Source organism: Acinetobacter sp. ANC 5045 (genome assembly GCF_004331005.1).
In the GTDB taxonomy this organism is placed as follows: Bacteria; Pseudomonadota; Gammaproteobacteria; order Pseudomonadales; family Moraxellaceae; genus Acinetobacter; species Acinetobacter towneri.
This window is the reverse complement of the sequence record NZ_SJNS01000006.1, coordinates 1-14,345: the sequence shown is the minus strand read 5'-3', so window position 1 is coordinate 14,345 and position 14,345 is coordinate 1. Positions and strand designations below refer to the sequence as shown.

Sequence of the window (14,345 nt, the reverse complement as noted above, 5' to 3'; positions counted from 1 at the left end):
ATGCGATTAAATCCAATGAATAATTATATCCATCCAATATGCATACAATTTTTATATCCGCTTGTGAAAAACGCGCTTTAAAAAAGACCAGAGCTGTTTTAGATAGCTATGCAATTCGCACTGGGCAAAGTTCATGGCAGGCACCTATGACCATGGAAGGTCTTAAAGAAATTCGTAGCGCACTGAAAAAAACAGCAACACGTCAAACTGCTGTAGCAGCTTATGTGAATTATGGTATGCGCAGAATGAAATTGGTTTGGGTCGTAGGTTCTAAGCATCGTTTTAATCTAGAGGGCGCTTATCCAGTTGCCTCGACATCTAAACAACAAAAGCAGCTACAAGTGCCTGAATGGGTTCGAGCAGCAAGTTTACTTGCAGGTGCTGCAGGTGATGTACATGACATTGGTAAGGCTTCTCAGCACTTTCAAAGCAAATTAAGTCCTGCGATGGCAGGGCAGATGCTCAAAGATGATGTACGACATGAATGGTTGTCGATGAAACTATTGCAGCAAATGCGTAAAAATAACTGGAATTGGCCAGAAGCATGGAAAAATATTGATCGTAACTTAACAGATTTAACCCTGGGCGAACGTACTAAGATAAGAAAACAATTTTTGCTGAATGAATTAGAAGCCGTGGATTATTTGGTGGTGACGCATCATGGCTTATTGGGAGATAACAACTGGTATCCAAATGCGGATTTGCATGTCAGGGAAAAACATCCTCGTGTAGAACAATTCACCTGTGCGGGTGATTTAAATGACAGCATATTTAAAAGTCACCAAAACCGTATGGCCCGCTTAGCGAAAATGACCCAAGCAACGGAAGATCAACAGTTATATTGGAAAGCTTTAGCACTACATAGCCGCGCAGCACTCATTCATGCAGACCATACCGTTTCTGCGGAACAGTTTTCTGAAACAAAACCTGAAAATGTCAGCCTATTTGCCAATACAAAGATAAAAAATAGTCCACAAGGCAAAAAGGAGCGAATGCAAGATCAACCTCTGGATTGGCATTTGCAGCAGGTTGGAGATCGTGCTGCGTATATCGCCACAAAAATGATGACAGATTTGAATCTTGCTGGTTTAAGTGAACAAACGGTTGAGTTTATCTGTCAGCCTTCTACTTTACCCAGATTTCAGTGGCAAAATTTGGTTGCTCATGCCTTACAAAAGCAAATCAATAAAATGCCAGATACCCCTTGCTTATTGCTGAATATTGCAGGAACGGGGAGTGGTAAAACCAGAATGAACCTGCGTGCAGCATGTATATTAAGACCGAATGATCCACGCCTTGCCATTGCACTGAATCTTCGCTCATTAACGTTACAGACTGGTGATGCACTTAAAAGCTCCATGAATCTGTCGGATGATGAAATTGCCGTGATTATTGGTGATCATGTCAGCCAAAAGTTATTTAATGAAAGTCGTGCAAATGCGTCTGTGGCTGATGAAGATGAAAATTTACCAGAACCTGTATTTGATGCTTATGCACAGGATCAAGACTTACCACAGTGGTTGCATCCTCTATTTACTAAAATAGTCAAAGGAAAAAGGGGAGTAGATAAAGTTGCTCAAAATGTTTTAGCCTCGCCTTTATTGGTATCCACGATTGATTATTTAATCGCGGCAGGCGAGCCACATCGACAAGGGCATCATGTTAAAGCATTGCTCAGAATAATGAGCAGTGATCTGATTTTAGATGAAATTGATGGTTATGAACCTAAATCATTAATCGCTGTATTGCGTTTAGTCCAATTGGCTGCAATGTATGGTCGTCATGTTATTTGTTCATCTGCAACGCTTTCAGCAACAGTCGCAGATAGCATTTACCGTGCTTTTGAATCAGGAATCGAGCTTCGTGCAGCCTTATATAAGGAACCACAAAAATTTATTGCAGCGATTGCAGACAATGAATTGAAGCCCAAGATACTGGTACAAAAAAGCCATGAACCATCAGTATTTAATCAGGTTTATCAACAGCATTTAGATGAGTTGCAGCACGTTCTTACGGTTAAAGCAGAACAGCCATATCGTTTGGCACGTTTAGCCAGTATTGAAAATCCTTCTGTTGATCAATGGAAAAGGACGATTTTGGAGCAGACAGAAGCTCTACATCAACAACATCGTTGGTCACTTAAAAAACAGGACAAAAAACTTTCATTTGGTTTAATCCGTGTGGCAAATATCAAGCATGCTATTGATTTAGCAAAGCATTTATCAGGCCGACTGCCACATGCACAGATTGCTTGTTACCATGCTCATGATTGGCTAATCTCAAGATTCCACAAAGAAAAACGACTCGACTTTTTGCTCACACGGCATAAAAATGGCACAAAACGTCCAACGGGAAATGAACATATTTATACGGATGAAGAGATATTAAGTATCGTTCGGACCTCTAACTCTATAGATATTCCATTGATTGTGATTGCAACGCCTGTAGAAGAAGTTGGGCGCGATCATGATTTTGACTGGGCGATTATTGATGCTTCAAGTGTGCAGTCGATAGTTCAGACAGCAGGGCGTGTTAATCGACATCGCTTAAATATTGTGCAACATCCCAACATTGTAATTCCACAATTTAACTATAAATACTGTGCAAATAAAGATAGAACTCAGCCAAAAAAGCAGGCGGTATTTAATCGGCCTGGTTATGAAGGTTATGTGGACACCAAAAAACAATATAAATCGCAAGATTTATCGCAACTTTTGCCTTGGTCTAATAATGAACTGGTGGTTGATGCCAGACTTAGATTCAATGCCAATACCTGCGACTTTACAAAATATGATGATGAACAAATTCAAAAGTTTAATCAGGACTTTTTTTCTTCAGAAGGTGAACAACTCTTTTCTAATATTCAGGTGAATGCAGCTTTGCTAACGGAACAGTTATATAAAGATACATGTCTAAGAGATATGCAAAATCAGGAAGTATATAGCTTTGATGTTGAGGATGATGAATTATCTATTTATCAGCATTTTCCAGATTCCGTAGAACTGAATATTCAGACTGGAAAATATGAGCAAGCTGTTAAAAGTGTCACTTTTAATATTGAACCAGCTCCTGATAATGCTTGGTTGAGTTTATCACCTGCGCAACTCAAGGAGCTAACATTAGAGTATGGGCTTGCAGTGCAAGAGGGATGTAAGTTGTCTTTGTCTGTTTATAATGACCAAAGCCCGCAGTGGATATACCATCTTGGGTTCGGAGTTTATCACTGATCTGTTATTGATTAAATTTTATATGTATTTCCAGATTGCTTTTGATTAAATCGGATGGTTTATATTCAATTCAATAAATGAATATTATGCTCAATCCTATTTTGGATCATTTGGAGAGTTTCAGATCTAATTTGTTCAGGTAATAGATCATGAGCAATCTTCGTAAATCGGCTGGCAACTTCGCAAATTGAGTTAATCATTTCATCAACCTCTTGAATAGAAAGCTCTGCTTCCTGAATGCCCAGTTTGACAATGGCAGACCGAGTAATATCCAGTGCTTCACCCATAATATCCATTTGATGATATCCACCTGGGCCTTCACAGAAAGTAACGTCGTAGGCTGGGGCGAGTTTCCATTGTCCATTTTGAGACATTAAAAACGAAAAGTTTTTGCAATGATCATCTCGATTATTGAACACCACATTGAAAACAGCGCGCTTGAATGCAATCGCTTTTTCGCGAATATCATTGGTACAAAAGTGTGTAGCACGAAGAAAGTTGCTGTAGTCTAAACTCCCAGGTGATTTAAAATCAGCCCCTGTAAAGGCAGCTAAACTTTGCATAGGGATGCGCATGCCATCGCAGCGGTCAAATCTTTTTGAGGCAAATGCAGTTAGGCCATTCGGAAGAGTGAAGTATTGGGTGTCTGGGGTGTCAATATGACAATGACGCAAACATTCTGCATAAACAGTTTCAATTGCACAAACTTCAGGATGCTCTTGCTGAGCGGGAAATTTGATCAGCCAAGCTTCATGTTGATGTGAGTGAACTGTTGAGAATTCATTAGTGACAGGATCACGATAAACAAGTGCTTTTGGCCTTGCACCTTGTGGAGACCCGCCCATAATTAATAAATGCTGTAAAAATTCGGCACCTTCTCCTTTGAGAACTTCCTGAACTTCTTGAGCGAGTCTTAGCAATGGAATATTTTCAGCTAATGTTAACTCGGATGCTGAAGGTTCAAAGGATAATGCCCCCATTGCATGTGTACTAATATACGTGAGGCGTTCTAAAGGCCCAACTCGTGCTGGATTAAGTCCATTTTTTTTAAATAAGCGATCCATCAGGAGCATGCCCCAGCCATCGGGTAAGGCATCGTATATAGGGCCTGGTAATCCCATTTGATGTGCAGGAAAGTTCTTTCTTAATGGGTCACCTTTTAGCGGAAGTAGGTAAGATGAAAGCTCTAAACCTTTACTAATTGCTTCTGCGCTGTATTCAAAAGCAATCAATGGTCGACCTGTGATTGCAGTTGAGGAAACTAGTGTGCCCCAAAGCCAATATTCGCCCCATCCATTGTAGTAAACATCAAGTTTTTTGAGCATGGATTCATTTCCTTTTGATACGTTGGCGAGCCGTATTACTCTCATAGCGGAGCATGTCATCTACACTATTTAAATGTGGTTTGAAAAGTTCCTCTAATTCTTTTAATCGGCCGAGCACCATGGCAACACGTACTAAATTTTCAAATGAAACATTTCGACCAGCTTCTAGATTAGATACAGTATTCACACCAATACCCGCACGCGCAGCAACATCTGCCTGAGTCATTTCCAGATAAAGACGTTCTTTACGAAGCCTCTCACATAATAAAGCAACAACTTCTTCAGGTTTTTTGAATATTAAATCCATAATATTGTGTTTTACATTGTGATATCACCATTAAAACACAAAAAAATGGATTTATGAAATTATGCCAGTTGGTCGATAATGAGATGCTTGATTGGCTGATGAGATTCTATTGGATTAAAGAAATCTAATGATTTTAATGCATTTATTTTTTGCAACTACCTACGAATATGTCGTATTTGGGGCCCGAAACTGTGAAATAAAAGATAATAAAGAAAGTATGATTGGGGATAACATAATATAAAATCAATAAAAAAGCCTCAATCTTTCGATTGAGGCTTTTTGAATTTGGAGCGGGAAACGAGACTCGAACTCGCGACCCCAACCTTGGCAAGGTCACCGAGATTTATTCCATTAAATGACCTTAATTATAAGTATATGATTTGATTACTGGTATATAGTTTTTGGTGGAGTAAAATTTTGATCAATTTAGATCATTTAATGTGGTTTTGGTCACTTCATTTTAGACATTTTAGTTTATAAAAGTCACCTATGTTTTGATGCTGATTTTCGTGAGAAATAATAACAATATATAGTTTAATATAATGATTATTAATAATTTATAAATCGACTACAACATGTAGTAGCGAAGATGCTCAAAATGCACTTACTACGTAACATCAGTTAAATAAAAGTCTCCCACAAACCCAATACGGTTCACTTGGGCCTATGCAGTCTGAAATAGGTTTATAAACTTAATCTGATCTTAAGAACTTAATCTTAGCTTTGTAGAGAAAATCTCTTGAAGGATGAAACGAGTGGATCAGCGAGTAGATGTACTAAATTTTAAAAAACTATTATATCTAATGAGCGTCTTGATCTTGATTAGCCTTGGGCTATGGTGGGGAAGTAAGCTGCTCTCGAATAAAAATATAGAGGCTAAAGTAGAGAGACAGGTTTCAGAGGCTGAGAGGAGTCCTGAAGTCTCAGAGCAACAAATCTTAATTTCTTCAAAACAAATTGAGCAAGTTGGGATCAAATTACACACATTAGGTGCTTCTTCTACTAACATACAAAAACAAATTATTTTACAAGGGCAAGTACAGTGGTCACCAGAAAGCAAAGTTGTACTGACTAGTCCTGTTTCAGGAATGGTGCAGCAAGTTTTGGTACAACCCTTGGCAGAAGTTACCCGGAATCATCATGTACTTGCTGTACATAGTCCAGATTTAATTCAGATTCAAAATGAAATATTGCAGCTTCGTGCTCAACAACAATTAGCCCAGCAAAATTTAACACGTGAACGTAGCTTATATGCTGAAGGCATTATTGCCGAGAAGCGTGTGCAAGAGGCACAGAATCAAGTACAGCGTCTTAATATTAACTTAGGTGCAAAACAGCGAATGCTGCAATTTATGGGAGGAGGGCAGGTAAATAGTCTAAATTCCATTGTCTATGTTAAAAGCCCAACAAGTGGTTATATAGAAAACTTACAGGTTTCTACAGGTCAGTATGTTGAGGCTGGTACAGTATTAGGTCAACTTGTAAACGCTGATTCACCGTTACAATTGTTATTACAAGCTAATTTAGCTGACAGTAAATATGTGCATATTGGGGATGTTGTTCAGGTTGAAGGTTGTGATATTACAGGGCATATACAAAATATCGCTCCAGCACTTGTAGGGAATACACAAACTCAAAATATCATCGTACAAATGGATACCAAACATAATTGTTTGCGGGTGCAACAATTTGTCAAAGTTCATGTTCAAAGTAAGCAGCCAACAGTAATTGCAGCATGGCCAGTACCAAGTACTGCCATAACCTCACAAGATGGTAAACACATTATTTTTGTTAAAAATCAGAAGGGGTTTGAAGCTGTAACGGTTGAAGTTCTATCAGCTGATCAGCAGCAAAGTTATATTACAGCTGAAAAATTAAAACCCAAAATGCAACTTGCTATCAGTGGTGTAGAGCGTCTCAAGGCGGTGTGGTCTGGCTTTGGTGCAGAGCAAGCACCTATTAGCACTACAGAACGTTGAGGTGAGACATATGTTAAAACGTCTTATCGCCTTTTCACTTAGTCAGCGCATTTTAATATTATTGCTCACATTGGCGATCAGTGTGGCAGGCTACATTGCTTTTACGAAACTACCAATTGATGCTTTTCCTGATGTGTCAAGTACGCAAGTACAAATTGTGATGAAATCGCCCGGCATGACGCCCGAAGAGGTGGAAAGCCGTATTGTTGTACCCATTGAACAAGAAATGTTGGGAATATCTCATCAGACAGTAATGCGTTCGCAATCTAAATACGCGATTGCGATTATCACATTAGACTTTGCTGAAGGCACTGACCCTTATTGGGCTAGACAACAGGTGAATGAACGTTTAAGTAATGTGATGTCTGCATTACCAAGTAGTACGTCAGGTGGAATTGCACCCATGACGACCCCATTAGGTGAATCTTTTATGTTTACCTTACATGGGCCACTCAGTGATATGGAAAAACGAACTCTACTTGATCGGGTGGTTCGTCCACAACTTCGTAAAATTGAAGGGGTCGCCGATGTTAACGCTTTGGGGGGACTTGTTCGTACATTTGAAGTGACCCCTAATTTAGAGGCCCTGGCGGCACGAGGCTTATCTTTAACACAGCTACAACAGGCAATCGAGCTAAATAATGCCAGTGATGGTGCTGGGCGGCTTAATGAAAATGGAGAGTCATTACTGATCCGAAGCGATAGCCGCGTCAGAAACCTTGAAGAGTTAGGCGATATTATTGTTTCTAGCCATCAAGGAACATTGGTGCGGGTTAAAGATGTTGCACAGGTACATACTGGAGCACTCACACGCTATGGTGCAGTGACTGAAAATGGCCAAGGTGAGGCTGTCCAAGGTATTGTATTAACTTTAAAAGGTGCGAATGCACGTCAAGTCGTTCAACATGTTCGTGAGCATTTGTCCGACATTGAAAAAACTCTGCCACAGGGTACAACGATTGAACCATTTTATGATCGTGGTGAGTTGGTAAACCGAGCCATTCATACCGTAAGTAAAACGTTATTAGAAGCTATTGTCTTAGTCTTGATTTTACTTTTATTGTTCTTAGGAAACCTAAGGTCTGCTTTAGTGGTTGCGGCAGTTTTACCATTATCTGCACTAAGTACTTTTTTGATGATGCACCATTTTGGTTTAAGTGCCAATTTAATGTCTTTAGGTGGTTTGACGATTGCGATTGGTTTATTAGTGGATGCTGCAGTTGTAGTGGTTGAAAATATTGAAATGCAACTTGCTGAAGCAAAAGAGTCACCGCAACGTTCTTTTTTACCGCCATTAAATATGATTTACCGCGCAGTGTCTGAGGTTGCAGTACCAGTCACAGCAGGCATGATCATTATTATGTTAGTGTTTATTCCATTGGTCACGCTTGAAGGATTGGAAGGGAAGCTCTTTTCACCTGTGGCTTTAACAATTGTATTTGCTTTATCAAGTTCACTAATTTTTTCTTTGACAGTGATTCCTGTACTGTGTTCATTCTTTCTAAAACCGAAAGCACATCACACACCCTTTTTAGTAGCTAAATTAGAAACTGGTTACCGAAAACTTTTGAATCTGAGTTTAGCCCATCCTAAACAGATTTATGTCTTAGCAGGTGGTACCTTACTTCTGGCTGCATTGATTTTCCCATTCATTGGAAAGTCATTTATGCCAACCATGGATGAGGGAGATACTATTTTACAGTTAGAAAAAATCCCTTCGATTAGCTTACAAAACTCAATTGCATTAGATCTGGATATTCAAAAACGTATTTTGGAACAAGTGCCTGAAGTTGAAAGAATTGTGGCACGTACAGGTTCTGATGAATTGGGATTAGACCCTATGGGGTTAAATGAAACAGATAGTTTCATTGTGCTAAAACCACAAACGCAATGGCAAGTCAAAAATAAAGAGCAAATTTTAGAAAAAATTCGTCTTGTACTTCAAGATGTTCCTGGCGTGAACTTAACATTTAGTCAACCCATAGAGATGCGCACTTCAGAAATGTTGTCTGGAGTACGAGGAGATTTGGCTGTCAAAATTTTTGGAAGTGATTTAGACCAGCTTAATGATTTATCAAAGCAAATTGCAATAGTTCTACAAGGCATTGAAGGCAATGAAGATGTCATGACACTCGAAAATTCGGGAGTACAGTATCAAGAGCTGCGAATCCATCGTGATATGGCTATACGAAATCAATTGGACAGTCAAAATGTTCAAGCCCAACTCAAGATGCTCGTGGAAGGCAAAGAAATAGGTTCCATTATTGAACAGGGGCGCCCTGTTCCATTAATGATGAAAGGGGATCCACGTTTGGGAGAGTCGAGTTTTGAATTTTCCAATATTGCCTTGCCAATTGAGAATGCAGCTGCAGTGCCATTGTTATCTTTAGCAGAAGTGGTTAAGACTGAGGGTGTCGTAAAAATTGATCGTGAAAATGCATCACGAATGTCAGTGGTACGTGCCAACGTACGTGATCGTGATTTAGTTAGTTTTGTAGATGAAGCAAAACAATTGGTTGCAGAGAAAGTCAAGTTACCAACCGGCTACTCACTCAAATGGGGGGGGCAATTTGAAAACCAACAACGTGCGGCTGCTCGCTTAATGCTTGTTGTACCTGCTGCATTAACAATGATCTTCTTTTTACTATTTACGACTTTGGGTTCGGTGCGTCAAGCCGTATTGGTTTTCGTCAATATTCCCTTTGCGTTAGTCGGTGGAGTATTTGCATTAGCATTAACAGGTGAGTATTTATCTGTTCCTGCATCAGTTGGTTTTATTGCCTTGATGGGGATTGCTGTACTGAATGGTTTAGTGATGATTAGTTATTTTAATCAACTGATTTCTCGTGGTGTTGCAATTGAGGAAGTTGTTCGTGAAGGTGCTATGCGCCGTTTACGTCCAGTCATGATGACCGCGAGTATTGCAGCTTTAGGTTTGATCCCATTGTTATTTACTACTGGCCCTGGTGCCGAGATTCAACGTCCATTGGCGATAGTTGTGATTGGAGGGCTTATTTCTTGTACTTTGCTGACTCTGATTTTACTTCCTAACTTGTTTAAAAAATTTGGTTTAGCGCGAGATCATCATGTCTGAAATATGCCAACTCTCTATTAACGTGTCCTCTGATATTGCTGAAGAACTTATGGAGCATTTGTGGTTAATTCCTGAGTTGATTTCAGGGTGTACTTGTGTCAACGCACAAGGGTTTGGTAATCGCCAACATTATCGTAATGTTCAGGAAAAAATTCGCGGAGCAACTGAACGGAATCTTATATTGCTGATTGTACAACACGAATCTGTATCATTGGTTTTGGCGCATATTCAGCAAAAATTTAAATCAAGTGATTGTTTTTATTGGGTCATACCTACATTAATTTCTGGTTATATGAGCCAAGGAGCACTTGACTAATGACATTAAATATCAAATTTAAATCAACACTTCTAGGCCAAATTTGGTATCTGTTTGGGTTGGGCTATTGTTTTACAGTGGCTTCGACAGCAATTGCAAAACCTCAACTTGAAGCTGCTTTGCCACCACTTGAAGCAGTACAACAGAGTCTAGTAGAACATCCGAATGTGCGTGCTGCAATATCAGAGCAAGATTATGCAGACTTTGCCCGACAAGGATTAAAAGTAGGGCAAAATCCGTGGACTGTTACAGCCGGTATGCAAGTACGTAAGACGGATACACAACTAGAGCGAAAACAAGCCAATAGTTATGAACCTAGTTTGGGGATAGAAAAACAAATACGTTTGCCTAATAAATACCGGCTAGATCAAGATCTAGCACAACGTATTTCAAGTATTGCAGAACTGAAGTATGAGAATGCTCAACATCAAGCATCTAAAATGTTGTTAAATAGTTGGTTTGCTTATATGCGAAGCACATTGCATTTGAAGCGACTGCAAGAACAGCTGGATCAAATTCAGCAATTTATCCAAGTGACTGAACAACGTATTCGAGCAGGAGATGCACCACGACTTGAGCTAATGCTCTTGAAGAATGAGTACCAACAACTTGAGGAACAATATATGCAAGCTAAAGCTGCATATATTCAAGCTCAGCAATTGTTGGCCCGCGATTATAGAGGAAAGATCCCTGAACAGTGGAGCAGCGATGTTATACAGCCTAGCCCTATACAGTATAGTCAAGCAGAGTGGGTACAGAAAATTTTGTCAGTTAATCATGAGTTAGCACTCGTAAGGATGCAAGCTACACAGCAATACGCAGTATTAAAAAGAGAGCAGCTTAATAGACTGCCAGATCCTACGATTGGTTTTGGTTACAGTAGGGAGCAATCGGGAGAGGAGAATTTATTAGGGGTTAGTGTTTCAATTCCTTTGACTGCGCGACAAGTCGGTATTGCTTCAGGAATGGCAGCGGCAGAAGCAAAAAAAGCGGATTTGGAGGTATTGCGTGTAGAAAAACGTCTGCGTCAAGAAATACAGGGGTGGGTGATTCAAATGGAGTCAGCGACTGTACGGAATACGAAGGCGCAAGAAAACTTACAACTGTTGCAACAACAACATCACTTGATGCAAAAAGCGTATAAATTAGGTGAGTTGAATCTCAATGAGCTTTTGTTGCATTCGCAGCAATTGATTGAAGCACGTAGCCGAGTCGATCAAGCTAAAGTAGATTATGCAGAAAGTATGAGTTCCTTATTACTTGATTCTCATCAATTGTGGCCTTTACATGAGATGGATAGAATTTAACAGTAATATTTACGAGCATAGTAGGGATTATAAATTTGCGCTGTAGTTTGGTAAGCAAGAGAAAAAGGTGTTATGAGAGTTCTATTGGTAGAAGATGATAGCTTGTTGGCAAAAGCAACTGCACGTGGTCTAGATCAAATGGGCTTTGTAGTTGACATTGCGAGCACAGCAGAGCAAGCGTACCATTTTTTAGTGAGTTATCATTATCACTTTATTCTACTAGACTTAGGTTTGCCTGATCGAAATGGGATTGAAATTTTAAAATCACTACGTCGCAAAAAGAATCAAGTTGGAATTATTATTCTGACTGCTCAAGATCAAGTTGATGATCGTATTACAGGTCTAGAGGCAGGAGCTGATGATTTTGTTGTTAAACCTTATGATTTACATGAGGTCGTAGCAAGGATTCATGCTGTATTACGCCGAATTTCAGGAGAGGTAGGGGACCTAATTCAGGTTGGAAATATTAGTATTAACAAAGCGAGTAAACAAGTACTGTTAAATCAAGTCGAAATTGAGTTGACACATAAAGAGTTTCATTTATTGGAGTTATTTACTCTCAATCGTGGTCGTGTAATTTCGCGTGAAAATATAGAAAATTCATTTTATGCTTATGACGTTGATGTGAGTAGTAATGTTGTACAAGTCTATATTCATAACTTGCGTCGGAAATTAGGTAAAAATATTATCCGTACAGTACAAGGTTTTGGATATATCATGGATGAACAGCATTAAATGGCTGATCCAATTCGCAGCTATTCATTAACCCAGCGCTTATCTATAATTTTACTGGCAATTACCACTAGCGTTTGGTTGGGTAGTTTAGGAAGTATTTATTGGGGAATGCAAAACACTGCCAATAATATTTTTGATAAGTCATTAGCAGAAACTGCTCATGCTTTATTGTCTACGACTCTAAGTACCCTAGATGGAAAAGTACCGCAGCATACAGTGATTGAAAAAGCTAAGGGTGAGCATTATGACCAAATTGTATTTCAAATTTGGCATCGTGATGGACAATTAATTTATCGTTCTATTGGTGTGGAAACACAGCCATTTGTTCAGCAAGATAATTTTGGTTGGATTAAACTGAATAATAATACTTATCGTAGTTATTCTGTTTGGGATAGTACGCATACAATACAGGTACAAATTGCGCAGGTTTGGACAATTCGAAAAGATATTCAGCAAGATATGTTGCTGTTTTTGATTTTGGTTTCAATCATATTTTTGCCATTATTATTATGGTTGATTATTTGCACGATCCGTCGTCATTTATTGGCTGTATATAGCATTAGTCAAAACTTAGAAAAACAATCCATTGAACATTTAAATCCAATTAAGCCAGTTGTACCGAAAGAAATAGAACCTTTAGTGAGCTCTTTAAATACCTTACTTAGTGAGATTGCTGAAAGTATGCAACGTGAAAAACGTTTTACCTCAAATGCCGCTCATGAACTCCGTACACCATTAGCTGCTATACGCTTACATGCCCAAGTACTTCAAAATGCACGTTCCAATGAGGAGTCTAAGGAAGCTGCACAGGACATTATTACAGGAGTAGACAAAGCATCAAGAATGATTACTCAGTTGCTTACATTAGCGAGGCTTGAACCGAATGCCACACAAAACAAAAGCAATATTGATTTGGTAGATATTGTTAAAGGTACAGTTGAAATGATGGGTATTCAGTTCAGAAAAGCAGGTGTAGACTTACAATTGCATCTCACCTCAGTGTGCGTTTGGGGGCAGTCAGATCAGTTGGAAATTATGTTGAGAAATATACTCGAAAATGCCATTCTTTATCGTAGTTCAATACATAAACCTATTATTAAAGTCAGTTGTGGAAGTATTGGAAATGGTAGTTTTATACAGGTTGAAGATAACGGCATAGGTCTAGATGAAGCACAAATCCCATTTATATTTCAGCGTTTTTATAGAATAAATCAAGCCAGTTCTGTAGTAGGAAGTGGTCTGGGATTATCTATTGTGAAGCAGATTATTGACTCTCATTTAGGCAAGATTACTTTACAACGTGCAAATGCAGTTGGAGGATTGATTGTCAGAATTGAATTTTTCAAAAAATTGAATATTTATTAAAAAGAGGTGGTTCCACTTGTTTGAACAACTAAAAGCGTATTTATAAGTGATATTCCGCTCTAGTTAAGCCACCTTGTTTTGTTGGGGTAGCTGATCATAGTAAAACTCATTTGGTGTCATTTTGTCTAGACTTGAATGAGGTCGTTTCAGATTATAAAAGTAAGCGTCCGCTGAACCCCATGCCTATTTTTTAATTTGAGTTGGATTTCCAGCGATGTGGCAGTAATTCTTCTATTTGGGTCGCTTTATGCGTCGGCAGCCTTTTCAGCACATCACTTAAATAGGCATACGGATCCAAGCCATTCAGCTTTGCTGACTGGATTAAAGTCATGATATTCGCCGCTCGCTGGCCGCTGCGCAGCGAGCCAGCAAACAGCCAGTTCTTGCGCCCTAAGGCCCAAGGTCGCATTTGATTCTCTACCCAATTGTTGCATATCGGTAGATTGCCATCATCCAGATAACGGCTTAAGGCTGGCCAACGCTTCAGAGTGTAATTGATAGCCTTGGCGGTGGGAGAACTCGATGGCACAGTCAGTTGATGTTGGTTGAGCCATTCATATAGTTGTTGCATCACTGGTTGACTATGCTGTTGTCGGTATTCGCGGCGGTCTTCCGCTGTACCATCGGTCTTTTTCCTGAGCTCTGCTTCTATCGCATACAGTTTCTGAATCAGCACTAATGCCTGTTCAG

The 14,345-nt window shown here is 39.3% G+C and carries 10 protein-coding genes; 7 read left to right on the top strand and 3 right to left on the bottom strand.

Annotated elements, in window-relative coordinates:
- Positions 1-38: 38 nt before the first annotated feature.
- The gene (gene cas3f, locus E0H79_RS06580; protein WP_131261190.1) at positions 39-3,227 is read left to right on the top strand and encodes a type I-F CRISPR-associated helicase Cas3f; all 3,189 of its coding nucleotides are present in this window, start codon (positions 39-41) and stop codon (positions 3,225-3,227) included.
- Positions 3,228-3,292: 65 nt separating this feature from the next.
- Here cas3f and E0H79_RS06575 read toward each other — a convergent pair whose 3' ends face one another.
- Positions 3,293-4,552 (bottom strand): type II toxin-antitoxin system HipA family toxin, encoded by a 1,260-nt coding sequence (locus tag E0H79_RS06575; RefSeq protein WP_131261189.1) that lies wholly within the window; start codon positions 4,550-4,552, stop codon positions 3,293-3,295.
- Positions 4,553-4,556: 4 nt separating this feature from the next.
- Positions 4,557-4,859, bottom strand: coding sequence for a helix-turn-helix transcriptional regulator (locus E0H79_RS06570; RefSeq protein ID WP_070153706.1), 303 nt, complete (start codon positions 4,857-4,859; stop codon positions 4,557-4,559).
- Positions 4,860-5,614: 755 nt separating this feature from the next.
- Here E0H79_RS06570 and E0H79_RS06565 point away from each other — a divergent pair.
- The 6 genes from E0H79_RS06565 (at position 5,615) to E0H79_RS06540 (ending at position 13,655) form a co-directional block, all read left to right on the top strand.
- The gene (locus E0H79_RS06565) at positions 5,615-6,838 is read left to right on the top strand and encodes an efflux RND transporter periplasmic adaptor subunit (protein WP_004974297.1); all 1,224 of its coding nucleotides are present in this window, start codon (positions 5,615-5,617) and stop codon (positions 6,836-6,838) included.
- 10 nt (positions 6,839-6,848) lie between these two features.
- Positions 6,849-9,932, top strand: a complete 3,084-nt coding sequence (locus E0H79_RS06560; RefSeq protein ID WP_004974298.1) for an efflux RND transporter permease subunit — start codon at positions 6,849-6,851, stop codon at positions 9,930-9,932.
- The gene (locus E0H79_RS06555; protein WP_004974301.1) at positions 9,925-10,248 is read left to right on the top strand and encodes a DUF3240 family protein; all 324 of its coding nucleotides are present in this window, start codon (positions 9,925-9,927) and stop codon (positions 10,246-10,248) included. Before E0H79_RS06560 ends, E0H79_RS06555 begins: the two co-directional genes overlap by 8 nt.
- On the top strand, positions 10,248-11,555 hold the full coding sequence (locus tag E0H79_RS06550) for a TolC family protein (protein WP_004974304.1): 1,308 nt from the start codon (positions 10,248-10,250) through the stop codon (positions 11,553-11,555). Before E0H79_RS06555 ends, E0H79_RS06550 begins: the two co-directional genes overlap by 1 nt.
- 84 nt (positions 11,556-11,639) lie before the next feature.
- Positions 11,640-12,290: a response regulator gene (locus E0H79_RS06545; protein WP_249920782.1), complete on the top strand. Its 651-nt coding sequence runs from the start codon at positions 11,640-11,642 to the stop codon at positions 12,288-12,290.
- Positions 12,291-13,655, top strand: a complete 1,365-nt coding sequence (locus tag E0H79_RS06540; protein ID WP_004974307.1) for an ATP-binding protein — start codon at positions 12,291-12,293, stop codon at positions 13,653-13,655.
- Between the two features lie 190 nt (positions 13,656-13,845).
- Here E0H79_RS06540 and E0H79_RS06535 read toward each other — a convergent pair.
- A partial coding sequence (locus tag E0H79_RS06535) for an IS66 family transposase (RefSeq protein ID WP_131261188.1) occupies positions 13,846-14,345 on the bottom strand: 500 nt, incomplete at its 5' end.

Bases quoted from the DNA above. Each gene is read 5' to 3' on its own strand.
- cas3f (WP_131261190.1), top strand. From the start codon at position 39: ATGCATACAATTTTTATATCCGCTTGTGAAAAACGCGCTTTAAAAAAG.
- E0H79_RS06575 (WP_131261189.1), bottom strand. From the start codon at position 4,552: ATGCTCAAAAAACTTGATGTTTACTACAATGGATGGGGCGAATATTGG.
- E0H79_RS06570 (WP_070153706.1), bottom strand. From the start codon at position 4,859: ATGGATTTAATATTCAAAAAACCTGAAGAAGTTGTTGCTTTATTATGT.
- E0H79_RS06560 (WP_004974298.1), top strand. From the start codon at position 6,849: ATGTTAAAACGTCTTATCGCCTTTTCACTTAGTCAGCGCATTTTAATA.
- E0H79_RS06555 (WP_004974301.1), top strand. From the start codon at position 9,925: ATGTCTGAAATATGCCAACTCTCTATTAACGTGTCCTCTGATATTGCT.
- E0H79_RS06550 (WP_004974304.1), top strand. From the start codon at position 10,248: ATGACATTAAATATCAAATTTAAATCAACACTTCTAGGCCAAATTTGG.
- E0H79_RS06540 (WP_004974307.1), top strand. From the start codon at position 12,291: ATGGCTGATCCAATTCGCAGCTATTCATTAACCCAGCGCTTATCTATA.